Annotated in this window: 17 protein-coding genes; 15 read left to right on the top strand and 2 right to left on the bottom strand. The window is 67.9% G+C overall.

The annotated features are described in order from the left end of the window. From RB628_RS20525 to RB628_RS20455, 15 genes are all read left to right on the top strand, one after another. Positions 1 to 3,800, top strand: a 3,800-nt coding sequence (locus tag RB628_RS20525; protein WP_318321947.1) for an RHS repeat-associated core domain-containing protein, incomplete at its 5' end; no start/stop codon positions are given. Next, complete coding sequence (locus tag RB628_RS20520) at positions 3,797 to 4,117, top strand: hypothetical protein (protein ID WP_318321946.1); 321 nt, start codon at positions 3,797 to 3,799, stop codon at positions 4,115 to 4,117. The genes RB628_RS20525 and RB628_RS20520, both read left to right, overlap by 4 nt. Positions 4,118 to 4,599: 482 nt before the next feature. Next, a complete protein-coding gene (locus RB628_RS20515; protein ID WP_318321945.1) occupies positions 4,600 to 5,538 on the top strand; it encodes a hypothetical protein in 939 nt (312 codons plus the stop codon). Positions 5,539 to 5,747: 209 nt separating this feature from the next. Beyond that, a complete protein-coding gene (cpaB, locus tag RB628_RS20510; protein ID WP_318321944.1) occupies positions 5,748 to 6,467 on the top strand; it encodes a Flp pilus assembly protein CpaB in 720 nt (239 codons plus the stop codon). 101 nt (positions 6,468 to 6,568) lie between these two features. Next, positions 6,569 to 8,197, top strand: a complete 1,629-nt coding sequence (locus tag RB628_RS20505; protein WP_318321943.1) for an AAA family ATPase — start codon at positions 6,569 to 6,571, stop codon at positions 8,195 to 8,197. After that, positions 8,194 to 8,607 carry a TadE family protein gene (locus RB628_RS20500; RefSeq protein ID WP_318321942.1) on the top strand — a complete coding sequence of 138 codons (414 nt, stop codon included), beginning with the start codon at positions 8,194 to 8,196 and terminating at the stop codon, positions 8,605 to 8,607. Before RB628_RS20505 ends, RB628_RS20500 begins: the two co-directional genes overlap by 4 nt. Positions 8,608 to 8,659: 52 nt before the next feature. Beyond that, the gene (locus tag RB628_RS20495) at positions 8,660 to 10,006 is read left to right on the top strand and encodes a CpaF family protein (protein WP_318321941.1); all 1,347 of its coding nucleotides are present in this window, start codon (positions 8,660 to 8,662) and stop codon (positions 10,004 to 10,006) included. 43 nt (positions 10,007 to 10,049) lie between these two features. Next, on the top strand, positions 10,050 to 10,991 hold the full coding sequence (locus RB628_RS20490) for a type II secretion system F family protein (RefSeq protein ID WP_318321940.1): 942 nt from the start codon (positions 10,050 to 10,052) through the stop codon (positions 10,989 to 10,991). A 17-nt stretch (positions 10,992 to 11,008) separates the two neighbouring features. Next, a complete protein-coding gene (locus RB628_RS20485) occupies positions 11,009 to 11,899 on the top strand; it encodes a DUF5936 domain-containing protein (protein ID WP_318321939.1) in 891 nt (296 codons plus the stop codon). A 41-nt stretch (positions 11,900 to 11,940) separates the two neighbouring features. Next, positions 11,941 to 13,290: a sensor histidine kinase gene (locus tag RB628_RS20480; protein WP_318321938.1), complete on the top strand. Its 1,350-nt coding sequence runs from the start codon at positions 11,941 to 11,943 to the stop codon at positions 13,288 to 13,290. Further along, positions 13,277 to 14,059, top strand: a complete 783-nt coding sequence (locus tag RB628_RS20475; protein ID WP_318321937.1) for a response regulator transcription factor — start codon at positions 13,277 to 13,279, stop codon at positions 14,057 to 14,059. The genes RB628_RS20480 and RB628_RS20475 overlap by 14 nt, the downstream gene beginning before the upstream one ends. A 108-nt stretch (positions 14,060 to 14,167) precedes the next feature. Next, entirely contained in the window at positions 14,168 to 14,368 is a 201-nt protein-coding gene (locus RB628_RS20470; RefSeq protein WP_318321950.1) for a hypothetical protein, read from the top strand. Further along, the gene (locus RB628_RS20465) at positions 14,365 to 14,973 is read left to right on the top strand and encodes a pilus assembly protein TadG-related protein (RefSeq protein WP_318321949.1); all 609 of its coding nucleotides are present in this window, start codon (positions 14,365 to 14,367) and stop codon (positions 14,971 to 14,973) included. Before RB628_RS20470 ends, RB628_RS20465 begins: the two co-directional genes overlap by 4 nt. 15 nt (positions 14,974 to 14,988) lie before the next feature. Next, on the top strand, positions 14,989 to 15,585 hold the full coding sequence (locus RB628_RS20460; RefSeq protein ID WP_318321936.1) for a hypothetical protein: 597 nt from the start codon (positions 14,989 to 14,991) through the stop codon (positions 15,583 to 15,585). A gap of 2 nt (positions 15,586 to 15,587) precedes the next feature. After that, complete coding sequence (locus tag RB628_RS20455; RefSeq protein WP_412180691.1) at positions 15,588 to 16,208, top strand: OmpA family protein; 621 nt, start codon at positions 15,588 to 15,590, stop codon at positions 16,206 to 16,208. A gap of 578 nt (positions 16,209 to 16,786) precedes the next feature. On the opposite strand, the gene RB628_RS20450 is transcribed toward RB628_RS20455, so the two are convergent. Beyond that, positions 16,787 to 16,987: a hypothetical protein gene (locus RB628_RS20450; protein WP_318321934.1), complete on the bottom strand. Its 201-nt coding sequence runs from the start codon at positions 16,985 to 16,987 to the stop codon at positions 16,787 to 16,789. After that, positions 16,984 to 17,430, bottom strand: a complete 447-nt coding sequence (locus RB628_RS20445) for a hypothetical protein (protein WP_318321933.1) — start codon at positions 17,428 to 17,430, stop codon at positions 16,984 to 16,986. The genes RB628_RS20450 and RB628_RS20445 overlap by 4 nt, the downstream gene beginning before the upstream one ends. Between the last annotated feature and the right edge of the window lie 18 nt (positions 17,431 to 17,448).

Raw genomic sequence — 17,448 nt, 5'->3', positions numbered from 1 at the left:
CGGCCCTGGTCGTGCTCGCGGACACGCTCTACAAGTATTCCAAGGGACAGGCGTCTCTATGGGATGTGGGCCTGGCCGCGCTGGAATGCATCCCTGGCATGAAGGGACTGACGACTCTCGGCGGCCTTGCCAAGGGGCTGAAGGCGTTCGGTAGAACCGGTCTCAAGGGCATGGCCATGGGCGTCAAGGGGCTCGGTCCAGGTATGAAGAACCTGGGCCGCCAGATGAAAACGCTCTTCACCTGTGGCGACCCGATCGACATGGCCACGGGCCAGATGGTGATGTCGATTACCGACGTCACTCTGCCAGGGGTCCTGCCTCTGGTCATCGAGCGTAGTCATCGCACGGGGGTGCACTCGGGGCGTTGGTTCGGCGCCGACTGGACGTCCACCCTTGACCAGCGGATCGTCATCGACGACGACGGCCTCCGGTTCATCGCCGCCGATGGCACCATGCTGTACTACGCGGTTCCGGAGCCGGGCGAGCCGATGCGGCCGGTCTTCGGTCCCAACTGGCCTCTGCGCTGGGACGGCACTGCGGACGGAGAAGTCACCGTCCTCCAGCCTCAGAGTGGTACGACGCTTCGTTTCCGCCGAGCGCCCGGCGGCCCCACCGCGGAACTCCCGCTGGTCGGCCTCCGGGACCGCAACGACAACGCGATCGACATCCGATACGCGGAGGACGGCTCCCCGTGCGAGGTGGCGCACCACGGCGGCTACCGGCTCGGAGTCAATGCCTCGTCCGGCCGCGTGACATCCCTGACGCTTCTCAGCGCTCCGGACCGGCCCTGCCTCATGACGTACGAGTACGACACACAGGGCCGTCTGGTCGGTGCCACGGACTCGTCCGCGGTGCCCCAGCGCTACAGCTACGGCGACCAGCAGCGGCTCACCGGCTGGAGAAGCAGGAACGGCGACTGGTACCGCTACACCTACGACGAGGTGGGCCGCTGCGTCCGTACGGGCGGCGACAGCGGTGTGCTCGCGTACTCCTACGCCTATGACGATGAGACACGCACCACCATTGCGACAGATTCCCTCGAACAGCGGATCAGCTACACCTTCGACGGGGACCTCCGCCCTGTCACCGAGACCGATCCGCTGGGACACACCACGACCCGAGACTGGGACGATCACGGTCGGCTGGTGTCTCTGACCGACCCCCTGGGCCGTACCACCCGCTTCGGCCACGACGACACCGGCAACACCACGCAAGTAGTCCGTCCGGACGGCTGCGTCGTCACCAAGCGGTACAACGAGTTCGGGCAGGTCACGCAGGTAACCCAACCGGACGGCAACACCTGGGAGTCGGTCTACGACGAGCGCGGCAACCGTGTGGCGGTCGTCGATGCGCTCGGCGCCACGACGGCCTTCACGTTCGACGAGCACGGCGGTCTCACGGGCATCACTGACACGCTCGGCCACCGACAGCAGACGTTGACCAATGACGCCGCGGGGCTCGTGGTCGGCATCGTCGACGTCCTGGGGGCGCGGAACTCACTCGTACGCGACGACTTCGGCCGGATCGTCGAACTCGCTGACCCCTTCGGTGCCGTAACCCGCGTCGGATGGACCGCTGAGGGCCGGATCGCGTGGCGCCACTTGCCGAACGGGACTACGGAAGACTGGTCCTACGACGCGGAGGGCAACCCGCTGGACTACACGTCGTCGAACGGCCGCCACACCCGCTTCGAGAACACCCACTTCGATCTCTGCACGCTGCGGGAGAGCGAGGACGGGACTCTGGAACGCTTCCGGTACGACACCGAGCTGAGGCTGCGGAGTGTCAGCAACGCGGTTGGCCAGGAGTGGAGTTACACCTATGACGGGGTAGGCCGGGTGACATCCGAAACGGACTTCAACGGCCGGACCTTGACCTACCGTTACGACGCTGCCGGGCAGCTGGTCGAGCGGACCAACGGGGCGGGGCAGGTCACCGGGTTCCGGTACGACGTCATCGGCAACGTCATCGCGATGGACGCTGACGGCACCACCACGACGTATGAGTACGACCTCCTCGGCAGGCTCGTAAAAGCGCGCGGCACGGAAGTCGAACTTCGCACGGAGCACGACGCCATGGGCCGCGTACTCGCGGAATCATGGAACGGACGGGAGGTGCGCTCGGAACACGACCTCATCGGACGGCGCCTCGCGCGTCGTACACCGAGCGGCGCGATCACCCGATGGAGCTACGACGCCGAGCGGCGCTCCGTCGTGCAGCGATCCGGACGGCACGATGTCGTGTTCCAGTACGACATCGCCGGCCGTGAGATCGAACGGGTGCTCGGGGACGCCGTGCGTCTGACCCATGAGTGGGACGCGGATCGGCTGCGCACCACACAGCGGCTCGCAACGGAGGCCGGCGACGTCCGTCGGCGCACGTTCCAGCACCGTCCCGACGGCATGCTCTCCTCGGTCACCGACTCACGTCTCGGTGAGCGGACCTTCTTGTTCGACGCCGCCGGGAGGGTGACGGCCGCGAGAGGCGGCAGCGACGGCAGGGACGAGGCCTACCGGTTCGACGACCTCGGTAACCTCACCGAATTCAGCGCATCAGCACCGGTGAACGATGAGGAGAGCGGCCCCGGTGAGCGTACGTACTCCGGCACTCTGATCGAGCGGGCGGGCCGAACCCGCTACCGTCACGACGGACAGGGCCGCGTGGTGAAGCGGACCACAAAGCTGCTGTCCGGCGGCACGCGCGTCTGGCGCTACGTCTGGAACGCCGAAGACCAACTCACCGACGTCCTGACCCCTGACGGTCGCCGCTGGCACTACGTCTACGATCCGGTGGGCCGACGTGTCGCCAAGCAGTTGCTGGGGGACGACAGCGCGACTGTGGTCGAGCAGGTCTCCTTCTTCTGGGACGGTGACAACCTCGCCGAACAGACGAACGGAACCCTCAGCCTGTCGTGGGACTGGGGAGACGGGCCGGTCCCGATCGGCCAGCGGGTACGCGCCACCGGTCCGACGATTGGGCCGGACACGGCACAGGACGAGATCGATGAACGCTTCTACGCCATCGTCACCGACCTCATCGGGACGCCGACGGAACTCGTCGATCCCGACGGGGCGGTCGTCTGGACGCAGTCGTCGACGCTCTGGGGCGTTCCCACGGAACGGGCCGACGCAGCACGCGTTGACTGCCCACTGCGCTTTCCGGGTCAGTACTTCGACGACGAAACCGGGTTGCACTACAATCTTCACCGCTATTACGAACCCGGTACGGCACGTTATCTGAGCCCCGATCCGTTGGGTCGGACACCAGCGCCCAATCACTACGCGTACGTGAAGAATCCGCTGCAGTGGAAGGACGCGCTGGGCCTGAAAGCGCCCTGCTTGGTGGACCTCTACCACGGAACGACCGGAACTGGCGCGGACAACATTCTTGCTCACGGGATCGACCCCCGATTCAAGCCGCGGAAGATGGACTTCGGTTCGTACGGTTTCTATATCACCAACAGTCCGCAGCAGGCCGTCGACTGGGCAAAAAGGCTGGGGACCAAGTACAACGATGTTCCTGCGGTTCTGCACTTCCGAGTGCCCAGGAGCGAGCTCGACAACCTGAACAGCAGGATCTTCGATGGTCCGAGTGATGAACTCGCCGACTTCATCAGGCATCATCGAAGCGGTGGGGACATGCATGGATACGACATGGTCGAAGGCCCTATGCTGAGAAACGTTCCAGCATTCCTCAAGGGGAAATCCGGTGTATTTGATGGGCATCAAATCGCGATCTTCACCGATCGTGCAGCCCAGTTGTTTGACGGTTCCTTCATACGGAGAGTAGGTCCATCGTGAAGACTGAGGAGTTCCTTATCGAACTTGATGAGGAGATGCTCGACTATTTCCGCGAGATCGCACAGGAGATGGTCAGCCGGTTCGGAATCTCCCGAGCCGAAGCCGTGGCCAGGATCAACTCGACGTACGAGGGCGCTCAGATCGATCCGTACCCCGACCTTATGTGTCATGAGATGCCGGAGTACTGGGCCTACGGTCTGTACTTCGAGCCACGGGACGGGCAGTTGCCGTACGGCGCTCCTGGCGAGGATCCCTCCGAGTGGGAAGTACGGCCGGCTCCTCCCATGGACTCGCATGTCTGGACGATCAGAGTGTGAGCCGCGGCAGCTCCCGCTGCTGCGTAACAGCTACGGGCGAAGGTCAGGTATGACGTCCGAAGGGGATTGGGCGAGGCGGGTCTGCTGGGTCTCGATGACCCCGCCGAGCGGGATGCCGTAGTTGAGCGCGGCGAGGATGGCCTCGGTGCAGCAATGAACCTTTTCACACGGTCACCGATCGGATGGGGTCGGCGGTGGATCGTGGCGGCAGAACGGACGGGAACTCCGGAGGAGAGGATTGCGCGTGGAGCTGGCGAAGGTGTGGAGGATCTTGGCAGACCCGCTCACGGAAGGTGCATCGGCTGCGGCGGGTGTGCCCCGTCAACTACCCTCCCCGGCACCCGACTTGTGGCATATTCGCCTCACTCTCCGTCGATCAAGCTCCACCTTCCGTTAGTTGATCTAGCAGATTCGGTGTTGAGCGGGCCATGCCGTGGATAAGGTGCTGATGCAAGAGGACGTCACAGGGGCGATCTGAGGCGGTGGCCGACCACCCCGCCGCAGTGAACGGGGTGGTGTGCAGCGTGCCGACCGCGATAGCCGTCACCAGTTCCGACCTGGTGCTCCCGCCGCATGACCGGCAGACGCCGCCCGCAGCCGTCCCGCCTCTCGACAGCCTCGACAGCGCCCTCATGGGGATGCACACGCTCATCGAGCAGCACGGGTACGTCATCGCCCTCTACCCGGCGTCCACGGACACGGCCGTCACCCGGCGGCTGCACGCCGTGCGGTCCGTGCTCGAGAGCGACCGTATCGCGCTGCTCGCCGTCGACCTGCCGCCCCTCGGACTCGCTCTGCTCGCACAGCAGTTGCGGCAGCTCTCCATGTGCGACTTCAGCCCGGGGGTACTGGCGTCCTCCGCCCGGCTGCTCGCCCACTACATCTACGCCGGCGCCCTCCTCGGCTCCGTCGCCAAGCTCGACCGGGTGCCCGTCTCGCTGAAGTCGCACGCCAAGTCCTGGATGCCGGGCGCGCAGTTCGCCGTACTGGCAAATCCGCGAGCCCAGCTCGTACGGGTGGGCCGGGAGGAGCTGGCCGGGCCCGAGTTCGGGACGCGGCTGCTCGTCGCTCAGGGGCAGGCGCCCTCCGACTGGGTCACCGCGACCCTGGCACCCGCCTGGCGGGTGCAGGGAGTCGCCCCCGTTCCGCTGCCCGCGGAGTCCGCGCGCTGGTGGGGGACCGGGAAGATCGTCGAGTTCGCGGCCGGGCTGCACGACGTCTCCGTGCTCTACCAGTTGGTCTCCTCCGTACGCCGGGAGAAGTGCCACTGGTGCGGCCTCGAACTCATCGGCGACCGCTGCGGATTCTGCGCCGCCCCACTCGCCCGGCTTCCGGAGCTTCCCGCGGCCCTCGGGCGGGCAGGAACCCCAGCGGGAGTATCAGGAACATCGGTGCGAGCGCTACCCCGAGGCGCGACGTAGGAGATGTAAGAGACATAAGAGATGCGAGAGATGCACGAGACGTGAGAGACGTGAGAGACGCAAGAGACCTAGGCGACGTACGCACCACAACTGAACCCTCGCCCCACTGAACCCTCGCCCCACTGAACCCTCGCCCCACTCCACGACCCCCACCCGGTACGACCGCTCGACCCCGTCCGTCCCCACCCCCGATCGAGGTTGTCCGAGTCATGAACTCACGCCAGCGCCGCGGCGTCATCCTGCTGGTCCTCTCGGCCCTGTGCGCCATCGGCGCCTTCGCCGGAGTGCTCTCGGTGATTCGCGACGTGAACTCCAAGGTCGGCCCGGAGGTGACGGCGTACCGCCTCAAGAGCGACATCGCGCCCTACAAGGAGCTCACGGCCGACCAGCTCGAGAAGATCTCCATGCCGGAGCGCTGGCTGTCGGGGACCGCCGTCACCAAGGTCTCCCAGATCCGCGGCAAGATCGCGGTGACGCGGCTGGAGAAGGGCTCCCTGCTGCAGACCGACATGATCGTCGACCGGCCCGAACTGGCAGCGGACGAGCAGGAGATCGCGATCCTGATCGACGCGTCGACAGGCGTGGCCGGAAAGATCAACCCGGGGTCTCTCGTCAACATCTACGCCACCTTCGAGTCCAAGGACAGCGAGAGGGGCGTCGACGAGGCCAAGCTGCTCGTCACGAACGCGCGCGTCATCGACGTGGGCAAGCTCACCGCCCTCCAGCCGGGACAGTCCAGCAGCGAGCAGCGGCGTACGGCGACGGAGGCCGTCCCGATCACCTTCGCGCTCAAGACGCCGGACGCCCAACGTGTCGCGTACGCCGAGTCGTTCGCCGAACACGTCCGCCTGTCCCTGATCGCGGGCGGCGAACTGACGGTCGTCCCAGGCGCCTCCGACCGTACGTACACCCTCGACAAGGACAAGTAGGAGGCCGGCATGAGGTCCGTACGTACGCAGCCGCAGCCCCAGTCGCAGCAACGGGCGCAGCCGCACGCGCAGCCGCAGCCGTGCCTGCCGAGGGCGCGCCGATGACCATCCGCGTCCTCCCCGCCACCGCCGACATCGAGTCCGCCCGCGCCCTGAGCACCCTTCTCAGCCGGCTCCCCGACGCCGAACCCGCCCCGCCCGTCGCCGACTCGACCGCGCTGCTCGACACCCTGGCCCGGCTGGCCGCCGAGTCCCTCGACGAACTGCCGGAAGTCGTCCTCGTACACGAGCGGATAGGTCCCGTCCCGGCCCTCGATCTCGTCCGCGACCTCGTGATGCGCTTCCCGGCCGTCGGGGTCGTCCTCATCACCGCCGACCCCAGCACCGGTGTCCTCACCGCCGCCATGGACTCCGGTGCCCGGGGAATCGTCCAACTGCCCCTCACCTACGACGCCTTGGCGGAGCGCGTGCAGGCGGCGGCGGCCTGGTCGTCGGGCATGCGGCGCCATCTCGGCAGCAGCGCACCGGAGTTGTACTCGGGGCCCGGCGGGACCGTCGTCACCGTCACCGGTGCCAAGGGCGGTGTCGGCGCCACCGTCACCGCGGTCCAACTCGCCCTCGCGGCACGGGCGTCGGGCCGAACCGTCGCCCTCCTCGACCTGGACCTCCAGTCGGGGGACGTGGCCTCCTACCTGGACGTCCAGTTCCGCAGGTCGGTCGCGGACCTGGCCGCCATCACGGACATCAACCCGCGCGTCCTCCAGGACGCCGTCTTCACCCACGACACCGGCATCGGTCTGCTCCTCGCCCCCGCCGAGGGCGAACGCGGCGAGGAGGTCACCGACCGCGTGACCCGACAGATCGTCGCCGTCCTGCGCTCCCGCCACGATGTCGTGGTCGTCGACTGCGGCGCCCGGATGGACTCGGCCACGGCCGCCGCCGTCGAGATGGCCGACCACGCCCTGCTCCTCGTCACCCCGGACGTCATCGCCGTACGCGCCGCCAAACGCATGGTCCGCCTCTGGGACCGCCTCCAGATCCGCAAGGCCGAGGAGACCCTGACGGTCGTCAACCGGCAGTCCAAGGGCACCGAGATCCAGCCCTCCCTCGTCGAGAAGGTCACCGGAACCAAGGTCGCCCGCGCCACGATTCCCGCCGCCTACAAGGAACTTCAGGGAGTTGTCGACGCCGGACGGCTCCAGGACCTGGACGCCCGGTCGACGGTCAAGCAGGCGCTGTGGGCGCTGGCGGGGGAGTTGGGGCTGGTCGTCGTCCAGGAGGGGAGCGGCGGCAAGCGGCGTAGGTCGTCGTCCTCGGACCGGGGCGCACTGACCCCGCGCCGACGGGGAGAGCGGGGCGACCGAGGGGCCGTGACCCTTGAATTCGCGGGCATGTTCCCGCTGTTGCTCGTCGTGATGAGCATCCTGTGGCAGTGCGTGCTGTACGGCTACACGTACTCGCTGGCCGGCAACGCGGCGGACGAGGCGGCTCGCGCGGCAACAGCGGCGTACGCCGTCGACCCCAGCGCCTACGCGGGGGCCTGCGAGAGCGCGGGCGGCGAGCACTTGCCCGGAGCCTGGAACGGCGCCGCCATCGCCTGCGCTCCCGAGGGCGAGGTCATGAAGGCCACCGTCAGAGTCCAAGTACCGCTGTTCTTCCCGGGGTTCGACGTCAACTGGACGGTTGACGGCGAGGCGGGGGCAGCGCTGGAAGGGAACGAGGACGGATGAGGAGCCTTCGGGGCGACCGTCCTGGCAACAGCCTCCGGGACCGTTACGCGGAGGGTCTGCGGCCCGCCCGGCGCGACCGGGGCGCCTCCATCCTGGAGTTCGCGGGTTTTCTCCCGATCCTCATCGTCATCGGCCTGGCCTGTATCCAGCTCGGCCTGATCGGCTACGGCATCAACCAGGCCGGCACGGGAGCCCGCGCGGCAGCCCGGGCCGCCTCCCTCGGAGGGGAGGGGGAAGCGGCGGGCATCGCCTCTGTCAGCGACTGGCTCGACCCGCAGGTGGACGCACCGCTGGGAGCCGGCGACACGACCACCGCCACCGTGACCGTCCATGTTCCAGCGATCATCCCGCTCTTCGACGAGTGGGACGTACAACGCTCCGCCACCATGCCCAACGACGAAGACGACTGACCGAGAAACGAGCACAACCACCCGTGACTGGAGAGGAGTTGAGACCGAGACCATGAGCCTGCGCTCCCGCATAGCCTCCGCCGACGCCAACGGTGACGGAACCGCGCGCGAGGACGGCCACCTCGTCGCCGTCTACCGTGCCAAGCTCCTCGAAGAGATCGACCTCGCGGAGATGTCCAGCCTCGCTGCGGCCGAACGACGCGTCCGGCTGGAACGCGTCCTCGGCCACATCATCAGCCGCGAGGGCCCGGTCCTCTCCTCAGCCGAACGCTCCCAGCTCATCAGGCGGGTGGTCGACGAAGCCCTCGGCCTGGGCGTCCTCGAACCGCTCCTCGCCGACGCGTCGATCACCGAGATCATGGTCAACGGCCCGGACTTGATCTTCGTGGAACGAGCGGGCCGCGTCGAACAGCTCCCCATGCGCTTCGCGTCGAGCGAGCAGCTGATGCAGACCATCGAGCGGATCGTATCGACGGTCAACAGGCGTGTGGACGAGTCGAATCCGATGGTCGACGCCCGCCTGCCCACCGGCGAACGCGTCAACGTCATCATCCCGCCGCTCTCCCTCACCGGCCCGACGCTCACGATCCGCCGCTTCCCCCGCGCCTACACACTCCCGGAGTTGATCGGCCTCGGCTCCCTGGACGAGCAGATGCTGATGCTCCTCGCGGCCTTCGTCCGCGCACGCTTCAACGTCATCGTCAGCGGCGGTACGGGCACCGGCAAGACCACGCTCCTCAACGCCCTCTCCGGCCTGGTTCCCGCCCACGAACGCATCATCACCATCGAGGACTCGGCCGAACTCCAGCTCCAGCAGGAGCATGTGATCCGCCTCGAATCCCGCCCGCCGAACGTGGAGGGCAAGGGCCAGATCACCATCCGCGACCTCGTCCGCAACTCCCTGCGCATGCGCCCCGACCGCATCATCGTCGGTGAGGTCCGAGGCGGCGAGACCCTTGACATGCTCCAGGCGATGTCCACGGGCCACGACGGCTCCCTGGCCACCGTTCACGCCAACTCGGCGGAGGACGCGCTGATGCGTCTGCAGACCCTGGGCTCGATGTCCGAAGTCATGATCCCCTTCGAGGCGTTGAAGGACCAGATCAACTCCGCGGTGGACGTCGTCGTCCAGCTCGCCCGCCACGCCGACGGCTCCCGCCGCATCGCGGAGATCGCCCTGCTCGTCTCCCACGGCCGCGAACAGTTCCGCATCGCGACCGTCTCCCGCCATGTCTCCCGCCCGACCGGACCCGACGGAGTCGCCCAGGGCTACTTCGAACACCTCCCGGTACCCCGCCCGGTCGCCGAGAAGCTGTACCTGGCGAACGAATCGCTGCCGCCGGCGTTCGGAGTGGCCGAGATGCTCGACGTACTGGACACGAGGCAGGCGATCGGATGAACCCGCGGACGACCACCGGGACGACCATGCGGAGCGAGAAGCCATGAACAACTCGGTCCCGCTGGCGTTGGGCGCCACCATGCTGTGCTGCACACTCGCCGTCGCGGGTGTGCACACCTACGCCACTGGCCGCGCCCAGCGCCAGGCGCTCGAGGACCGCCTGGCCGGCGGCGGCGCACTGCGCACGGTGGCCGGCCGCGTACGCCGGTTCGCGGCCGTCGACCGCCGACTGCGCCGCACCCGCCTCGGCCGTACGATCCACCTCCGCCTCTCGGCGACCGGACTGGACCTGACGGCCGGCGAGTTCTTCACGTACGTCACCGGAGTCGGCGTCGCTCTGTGGCTGCTGGCAGCCGCCGTACTGGCCCCCTTCTTCGGTCCGATCGCCTCGATGGTGACGGTCTGGGGCGCGGGGATCTTCCTCAACTGGCAACGTCAGAAACGCATCGAGGCGTTCATCAACCAACTTCCGGACGTGGCACGCCTGCTGGCCAACGCCACCGCGGCCGGCCTCGCCCTGCGGACGGCACTGGCGATGGCCGCGGAGGAGCTGGAGGCCCCGGCGGGCGAGGAACTGGCGCGGGTGGCCGACCAGTTGACCATGGGCCGGACGGTCGACGACGCGCTGGGAGAACTGGCGGAACGCCTTCCGTCCCGCGAACTGGTCGTACTCGTCACCACGTTGGTGCTGGCCAACAAGGCGGGCGGCTCGGTGGTCAGCTCGCTCCGCAACCTCACCCAGACCCTGGAGGACCGCAAGGAGACGCGCCGGGAGGTCCGCACGATGCTCTCGGAGGTCAACGCGACCGCCTTCACGGTCCCTTGCCTGGGTCTCGGCTCCCTCCTCCTCATCAACTCCTCGAACGAGGGCGCGCTGGAGAGGGTGACCGGCTCCGGCCTGGGCCAGAGCCTGATCCTCCTCTCCCTGGGCCTTTACACGGTCGGCTTCTTCGTCATCCGCCGCCTGGGCAAGATCGAAGTCTGAGGGGAGTGAGTGACCGGATGCTGCCACTTCTACTGGCCCTGTTGATGGCGGTCGCGGTCGCGGGCGCCCTGCTGGGCATCCGCATGATCCGGGCCGATGCCAAGCTCCCCTCCGACCTGCTGCTGGCCCTGGAGGTGGGCGGCACCCGGGTGTCGAAGGCGGACTCGGCGGTGGACCGCATGGGCATGCGCTTCACCCCCCTCGTCCTACGCCTGATGGGTCCCCGCCGGGTCGACGCGAAACGCCTGCGCATCGACATGGCGGGCAACCCCGGAGGCCTGACCATCACCCGCTACGCGGCCCGCCGCGCGGTCTACGTCACCTTCGGTGTGCTCCTCGGCCTGATCTTCCTCACCAACGGCCAACTGGTCCTGGCAGTCATCACGTTCGCGTTCGGGGTGACGGCGGCGGACGCAGCGATCTGGCAGGCGGTACGGGAGCGCAAGGAGACCATCGACCGCACGCTCCCGGACTTCCTGGACGTGCTCGCGGTCGTGGTCTCGGCCGGCCTCGGCTTCCGCCAGGCCCTGGACCGGGTGGCGGAGAAGTACGAAGGCCCATGGGCGGACGAACTCCGCATCACACTCCGCCAGATGGACATGGGCGTCAGCCGCCGTCAGGCCTTCGACGCACTCCGCAAGCGCAACTCCAGCGAACAGGTGGCCCAGTTCGTCTCGGCGCTCCAGCAGGGCGAGGAGTTGGGCTCCCCGATCGCGGAGACGCTGATCCAGATCGCCGCGGACATGCGCCGCACGGACGCCCAGGAATCCCGCCGCCGCGCCGCGAAGACGATTCCCAAGGCAACCCTCGTCACCCTGGTCTTCATGCTCCCGGCAACGATGATCCTCATCGCGACGGGCATGTTCCTCGGCTCCGGCACCAACTTCGGTTCGATTCTGGGGCGTTGATGGAAATGTGGGTGATGAGGGCAATGAGGGCAATTGGTGCGATGCGAGGAACGAAGCCAGGGGGTCGCGAGGCGCGGGTCCGGGGCTACGACCCGACCGCCGGCTATCTGGCCGACGACGCCCCGGCCCCCGCCACCGTCCGCCTCCAGCTCAACGCCCTTCAGGCCCTGTGCCGCCAGGCGTTCGCGCTACGCATGACGATGCTGGCCCTGGGCACCCCCTTCGCGATGACGAACACGGCGGAAGGCGCCCCGCGTTACACGGTCCTGGCCGCCGCCGTCCTGGGCATCACGGCCTCGTACGCCATGTACCGGGACTGGGACCGCCTGGCCCCCCGCCTCCTCGCCCACCCCACCCTGATGGCGGCGGACCTGAGTTTCGCGGCGATACTCCTCCTCACCGCGTCCCCGGCCTCCCCCCTCGCCTACGCCACGGCATGCACCCCCCTCCTCGCGGGCCTCCTCTACGGCTGGCAAGGCTCAGGAGTCTTCACGGGCCTGCAACTGGCGGTACTCCTCATGGTCTACCGAGCCTGGGAACACCGCCCGGGCACAGGCACCAGCACCCTCCTCATCGCGGGCTTCTGCATCGGCGCGGGCATCATCGGCGTCACGTTGCGCAACCTGATGTTCCGCTTCGGTACGGCGAGCGAGGCACTGGCGGAGGCGAACTCCCGTCTGGCGGTGGCGGAGGCGGTGGAGTCGGAACGGGCGCGCCTGGCACGGCAGATGCACGACTCGGTCACGAAGACCCTGCACGGACTGGCGTTGGCGGCCGAGGCCCTGGCCAAGTCGGCGGACGGTACGGACCCGGAGACGGTGAGGCGTCAGGCAACCCTGGTGGCCTCGGCGGCCCGCCGGGCGGCCACGGAGTCCCGCGACCTCCTCACCGACCTGCGTCACCACACGGACCTGACGTCCCCGGACGTGGACCTGTTCGCGGAACTGGCGCGGCGGGCGGCGGAGTTCGAGTCGAGCACGGGAATCCGTACGAGTCTGGAGGCGCGCGGCGAGGGGGCGGGCGCACTCCCGCACCGGACGGCACATCACCTCCTGGCGATCGTGTCGGAGGCCCTGGAGAACACGCGAAGGCACGCGGAGGCGACGAGGGTGACGTTGGAGGCGGAGACGCAGGAGGAGGGCGTGACCCTGCGCGTCCGGGACAACGGAGTGGGCCTCCCACGCCCACTGAACCTCGAAGAGATGGCCAAATCAGGCCACTTCGGGGTGCTCGGGATGGTGGAACGGGCGAGGTCGCTGGGGGCGGTGATTCACCTGGGCCGAGGTGAAGGGGGCGGAACGGAGATTCGCGTCGACGTAACGCCCCCCGGACTGGACTACGTACCCCGTCCCGGGCCCCGAAAGGAGGCCGCATCGCATGTCCACAGCTGAACGGCGGCCAATGCCGCTGAGAGTACTGGTGGCGGACGACAACCCGGTGATACGTGCGGGCCTGACGGCGCTACTGGGCGGCCACCCGGACATCGAGGTGGTCGCGGAGGCGTCCAACGGCACCGAGGCCGTATCGGCGGCGGAGCGCGTGCACCCTGACGTGGTGCTGCTCGACGTACGCATGCCAGGCACCGACGGCCTCACGGCCCTCCCCCAACTGGCCCTTCTCGCCCCCGTGATGATGCTGACGTACAGCAGCGAGCCGGAGGTGGTGAGGCAGGCGCTGTGCAGAGGTGCGTCGGGCTACCTGATCCACGGCGACTTCACGACCGAGGAGTTGACGGAGGCGGTACGGGCGGTGGGCAGGGGAGTCCGGGTCGTGGCGCAGGTGCCGGAGGCGCCGCCGCATGTCCCGGTTCCGGCTGTCGCGGATTCGCTCGGCGTTTCCTACGAACCGAACGGAAAACCTTCGCAGATGCAACTAGGTATGGCACTCTTGTTGCGGACTCCGAAGTCCCGGCGCGGCCATCCGACGACACTCGCCGCCCGCCAGTGCAACCGACCGAATTTCGGCCTGAGTTCAAGGGAGGCGGAGGTCATGGATCTCATCGCAGCCGGCATGAGCAACCAGCAGATCGCCGCCACCTGCTTCATCAGCGAGAAGACCGTCAAGAACCACATCAACCGCATCTTCGCAAAGCTGCACAGTGCGACCAGGAGTGAATCGATCGCCCGGTGGCTGGGTACGGCCCGGGAGGGGTGGGAGTGATGGGGCATGCTGCGGGGGGAAGTTGGGCCCCTGGACCCACGCGGAGTAGACGGTCTTTCACGTACGGTGTCCGGGTCGGTGTTGGCGTTCGGCGGAAGGGCAGGCGCAGTGGACAGGTTCAACAGGTGGACGTGGACTGTCGTCTCCCGGATGCAGAGCAGGGAGCGGGACGCGGGAGCCGGGTTCGTGGAGTACGCGGGCCTGATGATCATCATTGCCGGGATCTTCACGCTGATCGACGGCCTGGGACTGGACGGCATGATCTCCAGGGCGATTCGCACCGCGGTCACCGACGTCATCGGCGGCTGACCGGCGCACGACTTCAGAGCGACCGTGGGCAGACTCTGCCGATCTACATCTGGCTGACGGCGATCCTGCTCTTCGCCGCGATCGCCTTCTTCGTGTTCGCCCAAGCAGCGTCCGTCCGCAACGGAGCCCAATCCGCGGCGGACGCTGCGGCGTTGGCGGCCGCACAGGACGCCCGGGACGAGTTGGTGACGACCCTGACCGGCGCGATCGGACAGGACGACGACTGGCTCGACTGGCTGAACGGTCAGGACCCACCGAGCACCGGGGCCACGGCGGCAGCACAGGCGCTGGCGGCGGAGAACGGCTCAACTGTCCAGGGTGGCGCCGTACCCGTGGTCAGGGGTGGTTACCCCGGATTCCGGGTGGCCGTGAAGACCGACAACCCGGTCGGCGCCTCGATCATTCCGGGCACGGAGAGCATGCACGCCAATGCCCACGCCGTAGCCGTCATCCAGCCGCGCTGCGACTTCGCCCCCGATGTGGACACCACGCAGCCGATCCAACTGAACTGCGACGGCCAGATCGTGATAATCGACCCCGTAAATTTCAATCCGGGCGACTTCCCCGATGCGTCCGTGCTGTTCTCTGTGCACCTGGCCGAATGAGAGGAAGTCGTACCGATGAAGTTTCGGCACACCATGAAGAGCCGTAGGGCAGTGACCGCGGTGGCGATCGCGACCGGGTTGCTCATCACGGTGGCCGGCTGTGGGGGAGGAGACGGCGACAAGACGGACAAGAACGCGTCTTCCTCGACACCGAGCAGCACCGAGGGGGGAGGGGACGAGGAGACCGAGTCCCAGACGCCCGCCGCAGAGCCGGCGTTGGCCGAAGTGAAGAACGGCGACATCACACTCACCGTCACCTCAGCCGTTCGCGACCAGGGTGGCTTTGTGACGGTGAACGGCACGGTCACCAACAGTGGCGGGGAGTTCTGGGTCGCGGCGGACTGGCGCGGTGACGAACGCGAGCTGAGCAAGAACGGCTCCTCCCTCGCCGGAGCGGCGCTGGTGGACAGCAAGGCCAAGAAGAAGTACCTAGTCCTCCGTGACACCGATGGCCGTTGTCTGTGCACGAAGTTCGAAGGAGGAGGCGTGGACACGGGACAGACGACCGACTGGTTCGCCCAGTTCCCCGCTCCTCCGGCAGATTCCACGCAGGTGAACTTCCAGGTCGGCACAATGCCCCCGGCGTCGATCGAACTCTCCGAGGGCGAGTGACCATGGCCGCCACCAGCCGCTCCGCCTCAACCGTTCTCACTGCCTTGGCAGTACTGGCCACCCTCTCCCTGGCGGGTCCGCCCGCCGCCGCGGACGACGACCCCAGCGCCCTCCCGGGCACGGTCACGACCTCTCCACCCCCAGAGGTGGACGCGAACAGCCCCGGCCTGAAGCTCGCCGACGGCGCCACGCTCGCCGCAGCCAATGTCATGGACATCGTGTCGGTCGTGGAGGACATGGGCGGCGAGGAACGCCGAGTGGACACGAGTGAGAGCGTGACGTTCGCGCTCCAGGCGGAGGTCCTGTTCCCGAAGAACAGCTCGAAACTCAACCCGGAGGCCCGCTCCCGCATCCAGGTGATCGCAGACGAGATCAAGGCCCAGAAGGCGACGAACGTCAGGGTCTTCGGCTTCACCGACAACCTCGGCTCGTACGCCCACGGCCTGACCCTTTCCAAGAACCGCGCGGAGGTGGTCCACGACGAACTGGCCGCCGGCCTGGGCGGAGACGTCACCTTCCAGGTGCGCGGCTACAGCGAGGACTACCCGATCGCGGACAACTCCTCGGAACAGGGGCGACGCAAGAACCGGCGGGTGGAGGTTACGTTCCAGAAGGGGGAGTGAGACCTCACCGGTGGTAGTGGTGGCGGTCAGGGCGCTGCTCCTTTCAGTGCCGCAACGGCCTGCTCGCCGCAGCGGCGGTGAGCAGGCCGCTGTGTTACGCAGGCGGTGTGGAGCCGGGTTCCCTTGTGCGGCCCGGGCTGCTGAGCGTCCGGCACATCCGGCGCCAACTAGACCTGGGCTCAGGCGAGATCATGTCCTGGTTCCGGCCGTCGGGAGCGGGGCCGGACGGTGGCAGGCGCAGGTACATATCAGGTGGCGGACTCCGGGTACACCGGTCTCGCGGGGTTCCGCGTCTCGACAGTGAGGATGTTGGCCCAGGACGCAGAGGGGGGAGCGTAAGGGAGGTTCGGGTGTCCAGGCTGGTTTGCGGGCATGGGCCGTCGCCCGCTCCCCTCCGTACGAGTCCATCGCGCCGACGAGAGGAATCCGGTACCAGCATGCTCCTTTGGCGTCCTGGTGGTCTCCCTCGTGCCGCTGCGGCAGGATGCATGCGCCGCTCTCGCTGAGGGTCGGTGCCCGGTAGAACAGCGAGGCGCGGACGGTTCCGCAGGTGTCGGTCCTGCCGGTGGAGTTGGACGTCATCCGCCACCTCCGCCGTACGCCCGGCGATAGGCGCCCCACATCCCGCGTCCGCACTCGCACCCGTCCTGTGCCCTGCTGACGCGCCTGCAGTCGTCGCACTTGCGAGCGTGCTCGAACCAGAGCCGGTAGGCGCGCAGCATCGGCAACTCGGCCTGCCGCGCAGCCCCGCTGACCCCGGTACCCTTCGCGCCGGTCATCGGGCCCTCGCTCCGTCCAACTCGGCGTGGATGTCCCGGGTATCGACGTCGATGCCGAGGCCGACTGCCGACACGGTGACTGCGCGCCGACGCCACCGCACCACCCGTTCACGCGCCGCCCAGTGGGGACGTACACGAGCCGTACGGGATGCCATGACCGTCTGCCTCTCCGGAACCCGGTCGAGACACGGCAGGTAGGGCCGTGACAGGGGGGACGCCGAACCGTCCAGCGGCGCCCGGTCGATGCTGTACGGCGACCGGCGCGCACCAGGCACCTGTACCGCCGAACAGGCAGGCTCTCCTGTGTTCTTGCTGGTCACGAAGGCTCGCATCGACGCGGACGCCTTCCGGTGCGTGCCGGTCGGCGGAAGTAGGCGGGCGAGTCCCCAGAGAATCAGGGTCACCACAACCCAGGGCAGCGCGGCAGCGCTACGCTCGGCCATGTTCATCAACTCCAACAA

This window comes from Streptomyces sp. ADMS (assembly GCF_033441795.1).
In the GTDB taxonomy this organism is placed as follows: Bacteria; Actinomycetota; Actinomycetes; order Streptomycetales; family Streptomycetaceae; genus Streptomyces.
The sequence above is the reverse complement of the archived record's forward strand: the minus strand, read 5'-3'. Positions and strand labels throughout refer to the sequence as shown.